The sequence below is a fragment of the Microcoleus sp. Pol17C6 genome (assembly GCF_036701145.1).
In the GTDB taxonomy this organism is placed as follows: Bacteria; Cyanobacteriota; Cyanobacteriia; order Cyanobacteriales; family Microcoleaceae; genus Microcoleus.
Genome location: NZ_JAUBQH010000008.1, coordinates 84,254 through 104,797, shown reverse-complemented (window position 1 = coordinate 104,797; position 20,544 = coordinate 84,254). Strand labels below are relative to the sequence as shown.

Sequence of the window (20,544 nt, the reverse complement as noted above, 5' to 3'; positions counted from 1 at the left end):
GTTTTAGATCCATCCACCACAATTGCTGATCAATGTACACCCCAAATCCTTTTACTGGCAGTATTTAATAACGCCCGCCGCCTCCAACGATCTGCTCCACGCACAGACTAAAAATTAAAAATGTATAATTTAACAGGAAATTACATATTTTTAATTTTTAAGCTTTAATTTTGAATTCTAAAAGTAACACTTGCCTAAGTGTAAAACCTATGCCTGAAATTCCAGTAGAAAGTGCCACACTGTTTCAGAACAGCATCACTGAGCTAGAGCAGGCGGAATCAGCCCTCGAACTCGCTTGGAACGAACTCGAAAAACAAACAGCAGAAACCATTGCTCACATTGCCAAAGCCGGCTCAGCAAACACACAGGAAATTAGCGATCGCTTGGCCGGCGCGAAGCAACTCCGGCAGCAACTTCAAACTCAAATAAAAAAAGCCAACTCGCGGCGGGAATTTCATCTAGAAAACTCGCCCCTGGCAGTTGTAGAGTGGGACAGCGAATTTCGGGTAATGCGGTGGTCGCCAATGGCAGAACAACTATTTGGCTGGAGTGCAGCAGAAGTAATCGGCAAATACTGGCACGAATGGTCAATAGTTCATCAAGAAGACTTCGAGCAAGTGTGCGACGTCACAAATCAACTGTTACACAGTAGAGAAACCCGCAACATTTCCCGCAACCGCAACTATACCAAAGATGGCTCGGTAATTTACTGCGAATGGTACAATTCTGCACTCCTCGATGAATCGGGAAGAGTAGTTTCTATTCTCTCTTTTGGCAGAGACATAACCGATTGCCACCGCATTCAAGAAGAACTGCACCGGCGCGAACAAGCTTTCAGCACCCTAGCGGAAAATGCGACCGATATCATCGCCAGGTTTGATAGAGAATTCCGCCACCTTTACATCAACCACGCAGTAGAATTAGCAACCGGAAAAACCCCCGCCGAATTAATTGGCAAGAGCAACAGAGAATCAGGAATGCCACCACACTTGTGCGACCTGTGGGAGGACACTTTTTTGAAAGTTTTTGGCACCGGAAAACAAGAAACCATAGAATTTGAGTTTCCCACTCCCGAGGGCATAAAACATTACCACTGTCGAGTTATTCCCGAGTTTACTGAAGACAATTCAGTAGAAACAGTTTTATCCATAGCCCGGGACATTACTGAACTAAAACAAGTGGAATCCCAGTTGCGACAAAGCGAATTTAAATTTAGAACAATAGTTGATTCTAACATGATCGGTCTAATCTTTTGGGACATTAATGGTCCCATTATAGATGCCAACGCCGCTTTTTTAAACACGGTAAAATATACGCGGGACGATTTGCTTGCGGGAAGAATTAACTGGCAAGAAATGACACCGCCAGAATACGTGCGTTTAGACACAGAAAAAGTTGCCGAACTGAGGGCTAGAAATACCGTTATTCCCTTTGAAAAAGAATTTTTGCGCTCCGATGGGAGCCGCGCTCCGGTGATGCTCGGCAGCACATTTTTAGAACGAACGCAGCAGTTAGGAGTCAGTTTTGTGCTGGATTTAAGCGATCGCAAGCAGGCAGAATTGGAACTGCAAAAACATCAGCAACTTTTAGAGAGTATTGTTACAACAATACCTAACTTTCTCTACATTTACGATGCAGTAGAAAACAAAAATATTTATGCAAATGAATCGGTCACAGCCATGCTGGGTTACACTCCCCAAGAATTGCAAGATTTGGGTACAGACGCTGTGGCTAAGTTGGTTCATCCCGATGATTTGTTAGAGCTAATTACAGGTAGGGAGCGGCTCAAACACAGCAGCAATACCCATGAAACGCATGACATAGACTACAGAATAAAACACAAAAATGGGGAATGGCGCTGGGTGCACGATCGCTCTAAAATTTTTAAAAGAACCCCAGACGGACAAATTGTACAATTTATCGGTTCCGTACTCGATATCAGCGATCGCAAACAAGCCGAAGAATCATTAAAACAGCAAAAAGAACTGCTGCAAACTATATTCGACAACGTGCCGGTCATGCTCGCATTCTTGGGAAGCAGCGGTGAAGTAAACTGGGTAAACCGCCACTGGGAACAAGTGCTCGGCTGGAGTTTGGCGGAAACCAAAGACCGCGATATCTTGGCGGAATTTTATCCGCAGCCAGAATACCGTCAATACGTTTTGGATGAAATCCAAGCAGCAAATCAGAACTGGAGCGACTTCAAAACACAAGTTAGAGACGGGCGAATTATCGACACTTCTTGGGCAAATGTTCGTCTTTCGGACGGCAGGTGTATCGGCATTGGTCAAGATATCACCGAACGCAAACGAGTAGAATCTGAACTTAAAGAACTCAACGAAACTTTAGAAGCTCAAGTTGCCCAGCGTACCGCAGAATTAGAGACTTTTTTTGATGCTTTGCCGGACTACATTTATGTTGTAGAACGGGACAATATGCGCTTGTCTTTTGTCAACCATCCCCTTGCAGAATTTTCCGGCTTCTACAGCAGGCAGCAGATGCAGGGCAAAACTATTTTTGAGTGCTATCCCAGCGAACTCACAGAACGATTTAGGCGGGAAAATTTGCACGTATTTGAATCGGGCAAAACTCTGCACTACCAGGAAAAATTTGTGAGGCCGGGTGGCAATGCTTACTTCGACACGTTTAAAATTCCGCTGAGAAATCTCAACGGCGAGGTTTATGCTTTAATTGGCACTGCTCGCGATATCACTGAGTTGGTAGAGACAAAACAAGCTTTGTCAGAACGCACAGAGCAATTAGAAGCTGCCAATCAAGAATTAGAATCTTTTTCTTACTCAGTTTCCCACGACTTGCGCGCACCTTTGCGACACATTTCAGGTTTTGTAGAAGCGTTGAAGCAGCGGCTAGAATTAACTGAGGCTTTGAGCGATCGCAAAATAGTTCACTATATGGAAATAATTGAAGAAAGCAGCCAAAAAATGAGCCTGTTGATTGACGGTTTGCTCGCCCTGTCGCGGGTGACTCGCACCGAGTTGAGGCAAATTCCGATCGATCTGAGCCGTTTGGTACAAAATGCGATTAAATTGACTAAACCACCAACTGTCGCAGATCCGGCCCAAACTCCCCACAGCGTTGAATTTGCCGTCGGAGATTTGCCAACTGTAATGGGAGATCCAACCTTGCTGCAACAGGTGTTCAGCAACTTGATTAGCAACGCCGTCAAGTTCAGTCGCGGACGCACTCCAGCTACAATAGTTATTGAGGGTTTACCGGATGGGACGATTTTTGTCAAGGATAACGGGGTGGGTTTTCCAATGGAATATGCCGATCGCCTGTTTGGAGCCTTTCAGAGGCTGCACTCCCAGAGAGAATTTGAAGGTACGGGCATCGGTTTGGCGATCGTCCAGCGGATTATTCACCGCCACGGCGGCACGGTTTGGGCCGAAAGCCTACCTAGTCAAGGAGCCACGTTTTACTTTAAACTAGGGCAAACAATCTCAAACGGTAGTATAGATTCGTAAATTAAGTGTATAAGAGTTTTAAATTCAAAATTTAAAACTCTTATACACTTAAATAAGTCACAATCGGTGAGAGCATCAGAATTTTGGTATGACAGGAGTGTTCACTGTTAGGGATAGAAGCGAAAGATATAGGCTAGGCTGTCCAAGATGCTCGTACTCCTAAAAAACGCTCTTTTAAAAATGGGGATGATCCCCAATCGGTTCGGTCAGCCCTCGACTGCCGGTGCTAAATCAAGGTCTGGCGAGTAGAGTAGATAATTGATTTTGCTAAAAATAACTAAAAATATAGAGATAAAATTAACAACAAAACTCAGTCTAAAAAATTACTAGCAAAAACACGAATAACCAATTGAAAACCTCCCAAATACATTATGTTAGATATAAATCAGACCAACTATCTACTAAAAATGGTGGCGGAATCAACATTAAACTTGTTGATTATCGAAGACATGGCAGAAGATATGGAATTAATAGTGCTCGCCTTAGAATCGGGGGGGGTAAATTTTAAGTGCGACACGGCCGAAACAGCAACAGAGTGCAGAAAACTGCTCGAAAATTACAAGTACGATGCTGTACTCTCAGATTACCGCCTCCCCGGCTTCAACGGTTTAGAAGTGTTGAAATTAATGCAGGAATTAGGGCAAGACATACCCTTGATTTTAGTAACGGGAAGTTTGGGAGAAGAAGCGGCAGTTGAGTGCCTCAAAGCCGGAATGACCGATTACGTATTAAAAGGGCGACTGTTTAGGTTGCCAACAGTCTTAGAACGATCGCTCCAAGAATACAAAATGCGGCGCCAGCAACAAGAAGCGATCGCCCAAATTCAGCGGCAAGCTCAGCGAGAAGCGATCATCAACCGCATCCTCCAAGCCATGCGCTTCACCCTTGTACTCGACGAAGTGCTGCAAACCACCGCAGATCAACTGCACGAAGCTCTAGACATCAGCGCCTGCGCCATCTTGCAGCCAGATGCTGAAGGCGGCATCAGAGTTCGCTACATCAGCAAAGCATCCGACCGAGAAGGGTTTGTTGGGGTAAATTGCAAAGTAGCCGAGCACTACAGATCGGGGCTCGCGGCCGGGGAAACCCTGATTATCGACGAGTTATCGACACTGTGCCCGTCCCTGCAAGAATCAGCAGGGTTGGTAGGGTTTCGCTCCGTCGCGATCGCGCCACTGCTCTACCAGCAGTCATTTTTGGGAGGAATTAGCCTCTATCAGTGCGATCGGGCGCGCTCTTGGAGCGCAGAAGAACTGTCGCTACTCAAAGCCATAGCCGATCAGTGCGCGATCGCGATCCACCAAGCCGAACTCTACCAACAAGCCCAAACCGAGCTTGCAGAACGCAAGCGCGCCGAAGCAGCAGTCTGCGGCATCCAGCAGCAGCTAGCCACAATGGCAGCCAATATTCCCGGCTCAGTCTACCGCACCGTCCTGCATCCAGATGGCACAATGTCGCTGCCCTACATCAGTCCCGGCGTGCGCGAAGTTACTGGGTTCGGGGCCGAAGAAGTGATTTCGCACCCAGAACTCTTGACCGAAATCATCCATCCAGAGGACAAAAGCTCGTCTGACAGCCACGTAGCAGCATCGAGAGCGAGTCTTTTGCCATGCGATCGCCAGTACCGCATCGTTCTGAGATCTGGGGAGATCAAGTGGGTGCAAGACAGCGCTAAATTTTCCAAAAACGAAAACGGCGACGTAATTATAGACGGAGTAGCCCTCGACATCAGCGATCGCAAACAAGCAGAATCAGCCCTGCGCCAAAGCGAACAGCGATTTCGCTCGCTGATTGAAAACGCCACAGACATCACGATCATTCTCGACGCCGAAGGAATCTTCCGCTACATCAGCCCTTCCGTCAAGCGAATTTTAGGATACGCGCCCCACCAGGCGATCGGGCGCAGCGCCTTAGAAATAGTTCACCCCGACGACTGCGCCACGATCACCGAAACCCTCCACAAAGCCATTAAAAACCCCAAAAGAAGCCAGTGCCCAGTTGAGTACCGAGTCCGCCACCGCAACGGTTCCTGGTGTTATGTAGAAGCTGTAGCCACCAACTTGCTGTATGATCCCGCAGTCGAGGGAATCGTGATTAACTGTCACGACATCACTCAGCGCAAACTCGCCGAAGAACAACTGCTGCACGATGCTTTTCACGACGCCCTCACCGGATTGCCCAACCGATCGCTATTGACCGATCGGCTGGAACACGCTCTGAGGATGGCAAAACGGCGCAAAGACTACTTGTTTGCGGTGCTGTTTCTCGATTTAGATAGATTTAAAGTAGTCAACGATTCCCTCGGCCACGCCATCGGCGATCAACTGCTAGTCTCGATCGCGCGGCGTCTGGAAGCTTGTCTGAGGGTCGGAGATACAGTGGCCCGCCTCGGAGGTGACGAGTTTGTGCTGTTGCTAGAAGACATCGAGGGCATCAATGAAGCTACCACCATTGTCAACCGCCTGCAAAAGAAAATCACCTCCCCTCTCCTTCTAGACGGACACGAAGTATTTATCACCGCCAGCATCGGCATAGCTTTGAGTTCTGGCGAATACCTGGAACCGACAACCCTGCTGCGCGACGCCGACACAGCAATGTACCGCGCCAAAGAACTTGGCAGAGCCCGACACGAAGTTTTCAACAGTTCCATGCACGCCCACGCTTTGCGCCTGTTGCAGCTAGAAAACGACCTACGGCGGGCGATCGAATCAATTAGAGAGTCGGTCAGAGAAGAAGACTTTCCCTCATCCCCCGCATCAGCCTTACCTCCCTTATCCGCAGCGCCCCAGTTTATTATTCACTACCAGCCGATCGTGTCGATCGCCAGTAACACAATTACCAGTTTTGAGGCCCTAGTGCGCTGGCAGCATCCAGAACGCGGCTTAGTTTCCCCCGGTGAATTCATCACCATCGCCGAAGAAACCGGCTTGATCGTACCCCTGGGCCGCTGGGTACTCCGCACAGCTTGCCACCAAATCCGCCAGTGGCAGCAGCTATTTCCCAGCAATCCCCCCTTAAGCGTTAGCGTCAACATTTCTGTCAAACAGTTTTCTCAGCCAGATTTAATCGAATACATCGATCAAGTTCTCGCAGAAACTCACCTCGACGGCAGCAGTTTAAAACTAGAAATTACCGAAAGCGTACTCATAGAAAATTCCGAATCAGTAACAGCAATGCTGGTACAGCTCAGAACCCGAAACATACACTTGTGTATTGACGACTTCGGTACCGGCTATTCATCGCTTTCCTACCTGCACCGCTTCCCCACCAATACCTTAAAAATAGACCGTTCTTTTGTTAGCAGGATGGGAGGGGAGTTCGATTTCAGTAAAGGAGGGATTGACCCGACCGAAATTGTGCGGTCGATCGTTACTTTGTCCCACAATTTAGGCATGGATGTAGTAGCCGAAGGAGTCGAAGAAGCCTCGCAACTATCTATACTCAAAGGGTTAAAATGTGAGTACGCCCAGGGATTCTTTTTCTCAAAGGCAGTAGACTCTCAAACAGCAGCAACCCTAATCCGACAGCAAGCAGAAAATCAGAATTTGCTGACATTTAGTTTGTTAGAGAAAGGCCATTAAAAAAACACGGCATTTTGTGAGTCCCGTTTCAGCATAAAATCTTAAAATATTTTAAAACAGTCCCTAACTGGCGTCAGTTAATAACTACGGCATCCAAATCACTGTCAACAACCCATGTCTAAAGATACTGGGCTTTCAGCCTCAGACTTAAACGATAGTTGACCAGATGTGTAGCTGCGTACTACGTTAACGGTAAGAGTTAAAGACCTACCAGGGAGTGCGAAGCTAGTTCCTTGCCAAGCGAAATTTAGGATTAAATAGACTTATTGGGTTAAATCAGTGTCCTAAATATAGTATCGGCCCTTAACTAAGGCGCAAGCTAACATTACCCCTCTCATAGAGGCTCCTTATGGAGCGAACATTATACGATCGCGGGTTGCGAGGTTGGAAGTGGTAATTGTCCCACTGAAAGTACATTACAAAAGTACACTCCCATCTAGCAATCCTCGTGTAATGGAAAAATTCACGGCGGTTCAAACCGCCGACCCGTTTCCCTCTCAGCCCTAAAGACGCTGAGTTTCCCACTTACCGAATTTTTTTATGACTATTGGCTACCTCGCCCTCGTTCTCCACGCCCACTTGCCTTTCGTCCGCCACCCCGAAAGCGACTACGTTTTAGAAGAAGAATGGCTGTTTGAGGCGATCGCGGAAACCTATATTCCCCTGCTGCAAGTCTTTGAAGGGCTCAAGCGCGACGGCATCGACTTTAAAATTACCATGAGCATGACGCCGCCCTTAGTGGCCATGCTGCGCGACCCCCTGCTGCAAGACCGCTTCGACGACCACTTGGCTAAACTCGAAGAATTAGCCGATCTCGAAATCGAACACAACAGCGGCAACGGCCACCTCCGCTATTTAGCCGAACATTACGCCGCCCATTTCTCTCAAGTCCGCAACTTTTGGGAAAAGTACGATCGAGATTTAGTCAAAGCCTTCAAAGAACACCAAGATACCAACAACCTCGAAATCATCACCTGCGGTGCCACCCACGGCTACCTACCGCTGATGAAAATGTACCCAGAAGCAGTTTGGGCACAAATTCAAGTAGCTTGCGACAACTACGAAGCAAACTTCGGCCGCCGACCAAAAGGCATTTGGCTGCCCGAATGCGCCTACTATGAAGGCTTAGAACGGATGTTAGCCGACGCCGGCCTCCGCTACTTTCTCACAGACGGTCACGGCATCCTCTACGCCCGCCCGCGTCCCCGCTACGGCAGCTACGCCCCCATTTTTACCGAATGCGGAGTCGCAGCCTTCGGCCGGGATCACGAATCCTCGCAGCAGGTTTGGTCTTCCGAAGTCGGCTATCCAGGCGCTGCCGAATACCGCGAATTCTACAAAGATTTGGGCTGGGAAGCTGACTACGATTACATTAAGCCCTACATCATGCCCAACGGCCAGCGGAAAAATACCGGGATTAAATATCACAAAATCACCGGTCGCGGATTGGGTTTAGGCGATAAACAGTTGTACGATCCTTACTGGGCAAGGGAAAAAGCAGCCGAACACGCCAGCAACTTTGCTTTTAACCGGGAACGCCAAGTCGAACACCTCAACGGCATTATGCAGCGTCCGCCGATTATTGTTTCACCTTACGACGCCGAACTTTTCGGTCACTGGTGGTACGAAGGGCCTTGGTTCTTAGATTACCTGTTCCGCAAGAGTTGGTACGACCAAAATACCTACGAGATGACGCACTTAGCCGATTATTTGCGGGGAAATCCGACTCAGCAAGTGTGCCGCCCGTCTCAGTCTAGCTGGGGTTTCCGGGGTTTCCACGAATATTGGCTCAACGATACCAATGCTTGGATTTACCCGCACTTGCACAAAGCTGCGGAACGGATGATTGAGTTGGGAAGCATGGAACCTGCGGATGAATTGCAGTGGCGAGCTTTGAACCAGGCGGCGCGGGAAGTGCTGCTAGCTCAATCTTCTGACTGGGCATTTATCATGCGTACAGGGACGATGGTGCCCTATGCAGTGCGGCGGACTCGATCGCACTTAATGCGCTTTCACAAGCTGTACGATGAAGTGAAAGAAGGGAAAGTTGATTCGGGTTGGTTGGAGAAGGTTGAGGAGATTGATAATATTTTCCCTGAAATTAACTATCGCGTTTATCGATCGCTTTAAGCAAACTGCGAGCAAATCCCGACAGTTTCAAACCACTTGCGACACAAAAAAAACCCGCCTACGCGGGTTTTTTTTCATACAATTGTTCAAGACTTGGGCAGAACATCTATATTGCAGGTTTGCAGTGGGCGCCTTACCCCGATAAGTAGCGCGTCAAACCTATTCAGGACTTAGGCAACTGTCCCAAGTGAGCCTCGCACCATGCACCAAACCATTAGACAATAAACATATGAGCATTGGGACGTTTTAGTTAACAAATTAAATAACTTGACAGCACTAGAGTGTTTAATTTGATAAATTCTTTGACCCGATTGACCGGCTAAACTTGTTAGCGCAAAGCCTACACGAGTAAAGCGCAAGAAGCAACATGATTTATTTTAATCCGAGCTTTACTACACTGCCAAGACTATATCCTTGTTAATTGCTTGAGTTCTCTGAAATTAGTTGTTATTCCAACGAATGGCACACACTTTGTGTACATCACTTGTTGTAGATTGATTCTTGTCCGTAGTTGCGAAATATCCATTTTTTTACAAGTACGGGAAATAATTTAATTTATTGAATTGGGGAAAATTTTTAATTTTAATAATTGTCCCTCATTTGAGTTCGTTTGATAACCCACTTAAAGCTCCAACAGATTTATAATATTCTTGACATAAGGTATCGTCAACCAATCGGTTATTGTTTAAGGGACAATAATATATTTAGCCAAGACTTATACAAAACATTGTATTCGTAAATAAACGGCATTGCCATGTCCTTTAGCAAAACCGAAGGGAATACAATTAATCAAACAAAAAACCGGGTTTCTGCTCAAACCCGGTCACCAACCATGAAAACAAGCAATGTTAACACGGCTAAAACCTCAATTTTTTAATAACTTCATCCCCATTTTCACTTTGTCCAAAATAGTCTTTTGTGAGACACAAGTAATCAGACAAAGCTTGCCGCAATTCAAGGTATCGCGACGGACTTCCTGAGCTTTTTCGCCGTACCAAATCTCGCGGGCGCTGGCATTTTTTACATTACCAATTACCGGAAACTCATCGCACAATTTCACATCACCGCGCGTATCAATCCAGTAATTGCGGAGTCCCACGCGACAAGGACGAGTTGAATCAGGAGCTTTTTCTTCGGCAAAGTGAGGAATCATCAATCGCAACACTTCATCGCTGTTCATAATCGGAGCACCGTTGTTCTTCATTTCAATTAGGCGTTCGATTACTTGTGCAAATTCCTCGATGTCTTCTTTTTCAATCCACAATTCCTCGTATGTTTCTGGCGTCCAGCGGTTGACTGGTTGGAAGTTCACCGTCGTCGCGCCAATTCCCTGAGCCCAGGTGACTATTTCCGGGAGGTGGCGGAAATTGAGTCGGTTCATTGTCGGTTTGATGTTGATCGGAAACAGGACGTTCTGTTTTTCTTGTTCTTCGCGCAGATAACCGATTCCTTTAGAAAGCCGATCAAATAATCCCGGTTGACCTCGCAAATAATCGTGCAGTTCTGCATTCGGCCCGTCAACTGAGATATTCACATTAAAAGGACGAGCAGCCACAGTTTTGGCTGCGTTTTCCCTGGTCATGCAATAGCCGTTTGTGGTGACGCCGGCGTGAATGCCATTTTTATTTGCAAAGGCCAGCAAGTCTAGAAAACCTTTTTTAATATAAGGTTCGCCGCCGCTAAAGTTGATTGAAAATTCGCCCACAAATTCTTTGACGCTCAAGAGGGCATTTTGCCATTCTTCGATCGTCATTTCGTCTTTATATTCTTTGAGCCGCCAATACTCGCACTGCCGGCATTTTACATTGCAGCGCTCGTTGACAATCCCGTAAAAAGTGACGGGGCTTGTCACGTCGTATCCTGTATTGATTCGCAGCGATTCGGCCACTGCACTTTTGGTGTGCTTGACGCCCAGTCTCGATAATGTTAAAGCATCCATGTCTTTTTTTCCTTACGTGTTGTTAGCTAGGTCAATTTCTCGATTCCTCTTTTGTACGTATAATTACGCATTGTTGATTACGTATTGCTTTTGAATACGTATGCCCCATCCTAAGTGTTGCGTTTAGGTATGGCTAGATGTTTGTCAAATATTTATATTATTAAGAATTGTAACCTATTAAGATTTCTAATCAATCAAGCGAGGCTTTGTGTAAAAACATGAACCCGGATTAATAATTCCCCAAATATATGGGCTTAAGATTGACTTAATTTAATAATTGTACTTTTTGTTTAAAATTTGTTAAATAACTTAATACTGCCTGTCAATAAAACTACTTAAATAAGCGGTCTAAATAATTTAAAATTATAGTGAAATAAGCAGCTATACAGCAGTTAACTTCACACAAGCTTTACAATAGGATGAAATATAAATATTTCAACGGCAAAAAATGGCGACAAACATGGGACGATATTTGCACGTACTGAAATTGTTCTGGGGTGCGGCGATCGCAGCGGAACTAGAATACCGAATCAACTTTGTCCTCGCGGCCATCAGCAGCCTCGGAAATCTTGCGGGCAGCTTGTTTGGGCTGTTTTTGTTCTACCGTACCGGTTACACGTTTTCTGGGTGGAAATGGGAAGAAGCCTTAGTTGTACTCGGTATTTTCACGATTTTGCAGGGGTTTTCGTCAACGTTTCTAGCACCTAATCTCAGCCGTATTGTCGATCGAGTGCAGCAAGGTACTCTCGATTTCGTACTCCTCAAACCCATCAGTTCCCAATTCTGGCTATCTGCAAACACAGTTTCGCCTTGGGGAATCCCAGATTTAATCTTGGGCACCGTATTGCTGCTGTATGCTGCTAACAAATTGGGAGTAGCAATCGGCAACTATTTTTTAACAGCAATACCGCTATTATTCGGAACTATTACTCTTTACAGTATATGGTTTATGTTAGGGGCAACCAGCATTTGGTTTGTCAAAATTTACAATGTTACCGAAGTTCTCGAAGGATTGTTAGAAGCCGGTAGGTTTCCAATGGCAGCTTATCCCGCAGCTTATCGATTTTTCTTCACTTTCGTAGTTCCCGTTGCCTTCTTGACGACTGTGCCTGCAGAAGCCATGCTGGGGAGAGGTGAAATCGTTTGGATCGCAGGGGCGGGAATATTGGCGATCGGGCTGTTATTTTTCTCCCGCTACTTCTGGCACTTTGCACTCCGCTTTTACACCAGCGCTTCCAGCTAGTTAAGTAGGTAGGTAAGCTGCTGCACATCTAGATTGTCTATTATGTTTGAGAGGGAGAGGATTTGACACGTGGGGAATAGGGAATTGAAATATACACTTTCAAGGCAAAACAGCTTATCTAAAAAATATTTTTTCTATTTACTTAGATAGGTAAAAAAATGTAAGATTTCAACCTATCCTGGAAATGTAAACAGGAAATAAACTACGCAAACGAAGGCAAACCAATGAAAAGAAAAAAACTGGGTAACAGTAATTTTACTATCAGCGCGATCGGTCTTGGAGGTATGCCAATGTCCTTAAGCGGCCGGCCGCCAGAATCGCAATCAATTGCGGTAATTCACCGCGCCCTCGATTTGGGTGTCACCCTAATTGACACCGCAGATTCCTACTGCCAAGATGAATCCGACAAACACCACAACGAGCAACTGATTGCCAAAGCTTTGGAACAGTACACCGGAGATACTCGGGCCGTTACTGTCGCCACTAAAGGCGGCTTAATGCGGCCTCAAGGTGCATGGACGCGCAACGGCAATCCCCATCATTTGCGCCAGACAATTCGCGAAAGTTTTGAAGCGTTGGGCGGCGAGAAACCGATCGACCTTTGGCAATATCACTCGCCCGATCCCGCTTATACCATCGAAGCAGCCCTAGCACCCGCAAAAGAAGCAGTAGAAGCAGGAATGATTCGATTTATTGGAGTTTCCAACTTTTCTGTAGAGCAGATAAAACGCGCCCGCGATACAGTAGAAATTGTCTCTGTACAGAATCAGTATAATCCGTGGCACAGACAGCCGGAATCAGACGGCGTTCTGGAATATTGCGAAACCGAAAAACTGACATTTTTTCCTTGGAGCCCTTTAGGAGGAAGCCGCCGCGCCACAAGCTTGCAAGATATGCCCGCGATCGCCAAATTAGCAGCAGAAAAAAACGTTTCAGTTTACTGTATAGTATTAGCTTGGTTGATGGCACAATCGCCCTGCATCGTTCCGATTCCCGGTGCGACCAAAGTATCGAGTATTGAGGACTCGGTGCAGGCGCTCGAAGTTAAATTGACTGACGAGGAATTGCAACAAATTGCCGTAAGTTAAGTATATAAGGGCAAAAACAACAATAGAACAGGCTTTCCGGCCTGTTCCACAAACAGAACTTTATTGTGGGGTGGGCCGGAAAGCCCGCCCCTGAAAGTGGGATTTAATGAGTAAAGTTGACATTTTTTGAGGAATTGAATTTAATGGAAGCTAATCAAGTGAATGCCGATAGAGACGTAGCAATTGAACATCAAAACGTACCAGTCGCCCATGAAGGACTGCACAACTTTTTATACAGTTCCGACTCAGAACACAGCGCAGCAGCCGCTATTTCTGAATTAGAAAATGACGGCACGCAAGTAATGTCGATCGATACATGGCGCGATTTGGCAACTAACGCGAAAGTCGCCGGCGTTTACGCTGTAATGGACACTTCCCGCAACACTCAGTTTATCGGTTATTCGCGAAATATCCTGCTTTCAATCAACGGTCACATCGCCCAAAATGGCGCAGAAAATTGTGCTTTCCTGCGCGTGCAAACTTTCAAATTCCCGAAGCGGGAAGAAATGGAAAGTTTGCGGGATGCTTGGATAGCAGAACTCGGCAGCATTCCGCCTGGAAACAGTGCTGACAGCGAAATGTGGGCGGCTACGGTAGGCCAAGCAGCGCGATCGGCAATGTCTGCTGAGGAACAAAAAGCTTATGAAGAAAAGAAGCTAAAATTACGCAAAGCAATGGCTGATTCCACTCTTACCAAAGAGTTAGAAACCGCTACCAAAAGTGATGGCGATCGGGCTAAGGATTTGGAAGCGGCTGTTAACAATGATGACTGGAGTGCCGTGATTCAATCGCAAACCCAGGAAACAAAGTCCGGCGAATAAAATTTGCTGCTACATAAACTTTCGTCCGCCATAAATGGGGGCGGGTTTATGTAGATTATTGGTTGAAATTAAAGAGTGTTGGTGAACCAGCCCCTACTAATTAATGACTAACTTTGCGTTCAGTAACTAAAGTCAAACTTACCCATTCACCCCGCTCATTGTAACTGCGAATCATCCGAAACCGCAAGTCAGGTTTTACCAACCAACCTGCCTCAAAAAATATAGGTTTTCTGGATTCAATCTTGACAGGTAAAGTGCAAGAACCACCGTCAGGAAGCAGCACAACTTGCACGGGCAAAGCACCTTCGTTAAAGTGCAGAACTGAACCGTCAATGCGGGCGCTAGAACTAATAACAGTAGCATTACTGCCAAAAGTAATTTTGTTTACTAGGCGATCGCCATTTTCCAAATGCAATTGCAGTTTGGTAGAATAAAAGTCAGGAGAACGCAAATCAGGATACATTGTCACCGCCTCGCCTTCCCACTCTCCCAGCAAATCGTCAACAGTTAAAGGTGGACGTTCGGGGACATTTTTATCCGGCTGCTTTTCCCGAATTAAGATAAGTTTGGATAAATTGCCGTCGGTATTGTATGTCAGAGGGAAGCGCAACCGGCGATAATTGTAGATAAAACCAAACTCGGCACCGCACTCAGAATAAGGCGCTAGTTGAATAGTACCCTGAGAAAAAGCTCCATTCTCAAAAAATAGGATATCTCGTCCCAAAGCTTGATATTCTCGAACAAGTTCGCTGACTTCCAGTTCGCCGACACCGCTAGGATTTGGGGAAAATCGACGGAGTTTCAATCGCACAGTTTTGTTGTCATTGAAACCTTCGAGAGAAAGAATGCTAGGAGTATCTTGAAGTACCTCTCCTCGCGTTGATAGCTGAGTGAAGGAACCGTGCCATTCTCCCAAGTTTTGCAGAAAATTTTCCCACTGCGCTACCATATTCTTACCTTTGGATATATGTCTAAAAATAGAATTATAACTCTACTGACGGATTTTGGATTAAGCGATGTTTATGCAGGAGTGATGAAAGGTGCGATCGCCCAAATTAACCCGCAGTTAAAAGTCATTGACATTACGCACCAAATACCCTCTCAAAATATTGCGGCCGCGAGGTTTTGTTTGATGACTGCTTTTGCTTATTTTCCGCCGGAAACCGTACACGTTGCTGTCGTCGATCCGGGGGTGGGAAGCAAGAGACGCGGGGTTGCGATTAAATGTGCTAATTGCTTTCTTGTCGGGCCGGATAACGGGTTGTTTAGCGGGGTGTTGAGTCGGGAAAGTGCGATCGCATCTGTCGAACTCACCAACCCCAAATACTGGCGCACACCTCAACCCAGCAGCACTTTTCACGGTCGCGATATTTTCGCTGCAGCGGGCGCTCACTTGGCTAACGGGGTGGCGTTGGAAGAGTTGGGAGATGCCATCGACCCTGCAAGTTTAGTGCAGTTAGAGATACCAAATTGTGCCGTTACAGCCACAGGTATAGAAGGCTGCATTCAATATGTCGATCGCTTTGGCAACCTAATTACTAATATCCCCAATAATTGCATTATAGGTAACAATTGGTCAGTAACAATTAGCAAGAGTTCTGATGCAATTCGCATCCCCAGCGGTAAAAGCTACAGCGACAGCGAACCGGGCGATTTAATTGCCATAACTGGTTCTGACGGTTGGCTAGAAATTGCCGTTAATGGCGGGAGTGCTCAATCAGTATTAAAATTGGAATGCGGAGCGATCGTGCAATTGCTTTTTGAAACTAACAATTAAATAGGACTTACGCATGGGTACTCAGAAACCGGGTTTTTTACGAAAATACTTTGTTGGAATCAGGAGATACCGTAAAAAACCCGGTTTCTTTGGCGGAGTGCGTAAGTCATAGTCGGGAATTTTTTAGATAACTCATTTTTGGACTGGCTAATTTTTAAATGCAAGTATTAAAAACCCGGTTTATTGAAGAAACCGGGTTTCTCATCTTTATCCAGCTACCACGAAATTAACCAACTTCCCAGGCACCACAATTACCTTTTTAATCTCCTTACCTTCCAGGTGACGCTTAGCCAATTCCGACTCGCGAGCAAACTTTTCAAAAGCAGCTTTATCAGCACCAGAAGGCACTTGAATTGTGCCGCGAGTCTTGCCCATAACTTGAATTACCAGCGTAATTTCATCGGTAACTAATGCAGATGGATCGACAGTCGGCCAAGTTTGCGTATGCACCGATTCACTGTTACCAGTATTGTGCCACAATTCATCAGCAAGATGCGGTGCAAAAGGCGCTAACAAGCGAATCAAAGTGTTTATTCCTTCTGCATAAATTGGCGAATCTTTACACTTAGCATCATTCAAAGCATTGCTGAGTTTCATCATTTCAGAAACAGCAGTATTGAACTGATAATCGCCCTCCAAATCTTCGCTCACTTCCTTAATTGCCGTGTGAATTGCCCGCCGTAAATCCTTCTCAATTTTACTTAATTCAGCATTTTCTACGCCTTGACCGGGGGTGACAGGGGGGCGTGCAGCAAACTCTGTAACCACGCGCCAAACGCGATTTAAAAAGCGAAATTGCCCTTCTACATCAGCATCATCCCACTCCAAATCCTTCTCTGGCGGTGCTTTGAATAAAATAAACATCCGCGCCGTATCTACCCCATATTTTCCCATAACTTGCAATGGGTCAACGCCGTTATATTTGGATTTTGACATCTTCTCATAGAAGACTTCTAAGGCTTCACCAGTTTCAGGATCTTTTGGATTTGCGGGGTCTATATCTGCTGGGGGAACGTATTTGCCAGTAACGGGGTTTTTGTATGCCATTGCTTGCACCATGCCTTGAGTTAACAGGCGTTTAAATGGTTCGTCACAATTGATTAAACCCCGATCGCGCAAAACCTTGGTAAAGAACCGCGAATAGAGTAGGTGCAAGATTGCGTGTTCGATGCCGCCTACATATTGGTCTACAGGCATCCAATCATTAGTTTTCGCCGTATCGAAGACTTGCTCTTGATTTTGAGCATCGGGATAGCGCAAGAAATACCACGATGAATCGATAAAAGTATCCATCGTATCTGTTTCCCGCTTCGCCGGAGTGCCGCAACTCGGACAAGGAACGTTTACCCATTCTTCCATCTTGGCCAAGGGCGAACCTTTGCCCGTAAATTCTACATTTTCCGGCAACAATACGGGCAAATCAGATTGGGGTACGGGGACAGTTCCGCAGGTGGGACAGTGAATTACGGGAATCGGAGCGCCCCAATAACGCTGTCTAGAAATTAACCAATCTCTCAAGCGGTATTGGATTCGGGCTTTGCCATAACCTGCATTTTCGGCATGGTGAATAATCGCTGCTTTGCCTTTAATTGAATCCATGCCGTTGAAGCTTTCGGAATTAATCATAATCCCAGGTTCGGTGTAAGCTTCCGTCAGCGGAACTTCATCATCATCCACAATTACTACTTTAATTGGCAGTTGATATTGATTGGCAAATTTAAAATCTCGCGTGTCGTGGGCGGGTACTCCCATGACTGCGCCGGTGCCGTATTCGTACAGCACATAATCTGCGATCCAAATGGGGATTTCTTCGCCGTTGAAAGGATTGATTGCTTTGCCGCCTGTGGGAATGCCACGCTTTGGTTTGTCTTCGGCTGTGCGATCGATCTCGCTTTGCAGTGCAACTTCTTTGATGAAGGTTTCTACAGCGGCTTTCCTATCTTCGGTTGTCACGCGCTGAGTTAGTGGATGTTCCGGCGCTAAAACAACGTAACTGACGCCGTAAACTGTATCGGGACGTGTGGTGAAAACGGCGATTTTTTCATCCATTCCGACAATCGGAAATTCTAAGTAAGCGCCGACTGATTTGCCTATCCAGTTGGCTTGCATTAATTTGACTCTTTCTGGCCAATCTGGCAATTTGTCTAAGTCGTTTAATAACTGTTCGGCGTAATCGGTAATTTTGAGGAACCACTGCCGCAATAATTTGCGCTCGACTTTGGCACCGGAACGCCAGGAACGACCTTCGTTATCTACTTGTTCGTTTGCTAAGACTGTTTGGTCTATAGGGTCCCAATTAACTGCGGCTTCTTTTTGATAAGCTAATCCGGCTTCTAAAAATTGCAAGAAAATCCATTGAGTCCACCGATAATAATAGGGAGAACAAGTTGTAACTTCTTTTGTCCAGTCGAAAGAAATACCCAGGCGGCGAAATAAGCCTTTCATTTGGGCAATGTTTTGATAAGTCCATTGTGCAGGGGGAATTCCTCGCTCGATGGCTGCATTTTCTGCGGGCAAACCAAAAGCGTCCCATCCCATCGGATTCAATACCCGATAACCTTGCATTCGCTTGAGTCTGGCAATTACATCGATGATTGTGTAGTTGCGGACGTGGCCCATGTGCAGGTTTCCCGACGGGTAGGGGAACATGGATAAGGCATAAAATTTAGGCTTTTGCGTATCTTCTGGCATCTGGTCTAAGTTTTGCTCAGCCCATGTCTGCTGCCATTTTTCTTCTATGGATTGGGGGTTATATCTGGAATCCACAACAATTGCTCCGTGCAGGGTTTAGTAATGTTTGCTTCAGTATTTTTACACATTCAAGGGGCTTCGATTCTGATTTTTCTGAGCTCCAAGGATTTTGGCTCAAATCTCTGTATTATGTATTGTAGTATATGTAATTTTAGCTGGGGGGCGATCGACCAAATACTCCCGTTCGCCCTGAAAAAAGTAAATAACTGCAATCCCCAGAAACCCGATTTCTTTGACAAACCGGGTTTATTCTCCTAGTTCGAGCTTAGATGCTATCAGGATCGATGTTCAATTCGCGCAGTTTGGCTGCTAAACGTTCGGCTTTTTGAGCTTCTTGTTCGGCCCGCTGCGAGGCTTCTTCTGCGCGGTGCGAGGCTTCTTCGGCACGCTGAAATTCTTGTTCTGCGCGCCGTCGCTCTAATAGCCGCTCTGCATTTATTTCGGAATAGGAAAGAAACTTTTCTCCATCAGGGCGATAGATTTCTAACCCTTCTTCTGGTAACTCAAACCGCACTCCCAGTCTGGGACTTATCCATCCCTCCATCGGTTCAATGGGTTCTAAGATTCCTTCAATTCTTTGCCAACCTTCTAACTGATTTCTTTCTGGATCGTAAAGGTAATACTCCTCGACTCCATAACGATAGTAAAATGAAAGTTTCTTGTTCATTTTTGTGTTATTATCGTTGTGGGAGCGAATTTCAAAGACGACTTGGGGAGCAATATTATCTTCGCGAGACTGTATGTAGGAACGTCGATCGCCTTTTGGTCTACCAAATACCACCATCGTATCCGGCGCTTGAGAAATATCTGGTCTACCTTCAACCGGATACCAAAGTAAATCGGCTGCTACAAACACGTTGGGGTCATCTTCAAACAGCGATTCGCAACCTTCTTTGATTGTGACAAGTAATTTGTATTGTATTGTGCTATCTGCCATCGGTTGACCGTCGCTGGATAGATAAATAATTTCTTCGGTTGTGACTTGCATAGTGGTTGTCTCCGAGAAGTATCTGAGCTTAATTAGACTATTGTTTGAAGGAACTATTCGATCCGAAAATGACATTGCCATTTCCCTAATAACAGAATATTCAAAATAGCGAGCATCGGCGCTTCAAAGCTGCTTGCAAAAGAGTGTTGTACAGTTTTTCCTTAACAGTATAAGCGCCGAATCTTTCCAAGTGCGGATTGTTCATTTGAGCGTCGAAAAGTAGATAAGATCGATCGCGCAATCTCTCCACCAACTTCACCATCGCCACCTTAGAACCTTCGGGAATTCGGTAAAACATCGACTCCCCAATAAACGCACCGCCGATCGACAATCCTAAAATACCGCCCGCCAATTCGTCGCCGCACCAAGTCTCGAAGCTGTAAGCCCAACCGGCCTCATACAAAGCCCAGTAAATCTTCTTGAGCTCCTTAGAAATCCAAGTCGTTTCGCGATCGGCACAACCCTCAACCACCGCCCCAAAATCGCGGTTCACAGCCACCGAAAATCGATTTTGATTGATTTGGCGACGCAGGGATTTCGGATAGGTAAATCTTTCATCCAGGGGAATCAGCGCCCGCTGACGGCTCGAATACCACCCCAAACTCTCCTCGCCGTCATTTGCCATCAAGAAATAGCCTTGCGCGTATCCTTGTATAATTGTCGGTATATCATATTGCATATATTTATCAGTTGTCATTTCTCAGTTAACTTTTCAAAGTCAACATTAGCAATTAGGAATAA

General features: G+C 46.0%; 12 protein-coding genes. 7 read left to right on the top strand and 5 right to left on the bottom strand.

All coding sequences use genetic code 11. The features are described 5' to 3' along the window. The first annotated feature begins 209 nt into the window (after nt 1-209). From QUA25_RS06670 to QUA25_RS06660, 3 genes are all read left to right on the top strand, one after another. Nucleotides 210-3,485, top strand: a complete 3,276-nt coding sequence (locus QUA25_RS06670; RefSeq protein ID WP_333036523.1) for a PAS domain S-box protein — start codon at nt 210-212, stop codon at nt 3,483-3,485. A gap of 371 nt (nt 3,486-3,856) precedes the next feature. Further along, nucleotides 3,857-7,066, top strand: coding sequence for an EAL domain-containing protein (locus QUA25_RS06665; protein WP_333036522.1), 3,210 nt, complete (start codon nt 3,857-3,859; stop codon nt 7,064-7,066). A 540-nt stretch (nt 7,067-7,606) separates the two neighbouring features. Next, nucleotides 7,607-9,196, top strand: a complete 1,590-nt coding sequence (locus QUA25_RS06660) for a glycoside hydrolase family 57 protein (protein ID WP_333036521.1) — start codon at nt 7,607-7,609, stop codon at nt 9,194-9,196. A gap of 865 nt (nt 9,197-10,061) precedes the next feature. On the opposite strand, the gene QUA25_RS06655 is transcribed toward QUA25_RS06660, so the two are convergent. Then, nucleotides 10,062-11,135 (bottom strand): radical SAM protein, encoded by a 1,074-nt coding sequence (locus QUA25_RS06655; protein ID WP_333036520.1) that lies wholly within the window; start codon nt 11,133-11,135, stop codon nt 10,062-10,064. A 448-nt stretch (nt 11,136-11,583) separates the two neighbouring features. Here QUA25_RS06655 and QUA25_RS06650 point away from each other — a divergent pair, with 448 nt between their 5' ends. The 3 genes from QUA25_RS06650 to QUA25_RS06640 all read left to right on the top strand — a co-directional run bounded on the left by QUA25_RS06650 (nt 11,584) and on the right by QUA25_RS06640 (nt 14,287). Beyond that, complete coding sequence (locus tag QUA25_RS06650; RefSeq protein ID WP_445242199.1) at nt 11,584-12,378, top strand: ABC transporter permease; 795 nt, start codon at nt 11,584-11,586, stop codon at nt 12,376-12,378. 224 nt (nt 12,379-12,602) lie between these two features. After that, complete coding sequence (locus QUA25_RS06645; RefSeq protein ID WP_333036518.1) at nt 12,603-13,466, top strand: aldo/keto reductase; 864 nt, start codon at nt 12,603-12,605, stop codon at nt 13,464-13,466. A 143-nt stretch (nt 13,467-13,609) separates the two neighbouring features. Beyond that, a complete protein-coding gene (locus QUA25_RS06640) occupies nt 13,610-14,287 on the top strand; it encodes a GIY-YIG nuclease family protein (protein WP_333036516.1) in 678 nt (225 codons plus the stop codon). A gap of 100 nt (nt 14,288-14,387) precedes the next feature. Here the strand turns inward: QUA25_RS06640 and QUA25_RS06635 are convergent, their stop codons facing one another. After that, on the bottom strand, nt 14,388-15,236 hold the full coding sequence (locus tag QUA25_RS06635) for a DUF3598 family protein (protein WP_333036513.1): 849 nt from the start codon (nt 15,234-15,236) through the stop codon (nt 14,388-14,390). An 18-nt stretch (nt 15,237-15,254) separates the two neighbouring features. Between QUA25_RS06635 and QUA25_RS06630 the strand changes: the two genes are divergently transcribed. After that, nucleotides 15,255-16,064: an SAM-dependent chlorinase/fluorinase gene (locus QUA25_RS06630; protein ID WP_333036511.1), complete on the top strand. Its 810-nt coding sequence runs from the start codon at nt 15,255-15,257 to the stop codon at nt 16,062-16,064. 207 nt (nt 16,065-16,271) lie between these two features. Here QUA25_RS06630 and leuS read toward each other — a convergent pair whose 3' ends face one another. The 3 genes from leuS to aat all read right to left on the bottom strand — a co-directional run bounded on the left by leuS (nt 16,272) and on the right by aat (nt 20,500). After that, nucleotides 16,272-18,830 carry a leucine--tRNA ligase gene (gene leuS / locus QUA25_RS06625; RefSeq protein ID WP_333036509.1) on the bottom strand — a complete coding sequence of 853 codons (2,559 nt, stop codon included), beginning with the start codon at nt 18,828-18,830 and terminating at the stop codon, nt 16,272-16,274. Nucleotides 18,831-19,080: 250 nt separating this feature from the next. After that, a complete protein-coding gene (locus QUA25_RS06620) occupies nt 19,081-19,803 on the bottom strand; it encodes a Uma2 family endonuclease (RefSeq protein WP_333036508.1) in 723 nt (240 codons plus the stop codon). Between the two features lie 100 nt (nt 19,804-19,903). Beyond that, nucleotides 19,904-20,500 carry a leucyl/phenylalanyl-tRNA--protein transferase gene (gene aat / locus QUA25_RS06615; protein WP_445242200.1) on the bottom strand — a complete coding sequence of 199 codons (597 nt, stop codon included), beginning with the start codon at nt 20,498-20,500 and terminating at the stop codon, nt 19,904-19,906. Nucleotides 20,501-20,544 lie beyond the last annotated feature (44 nt).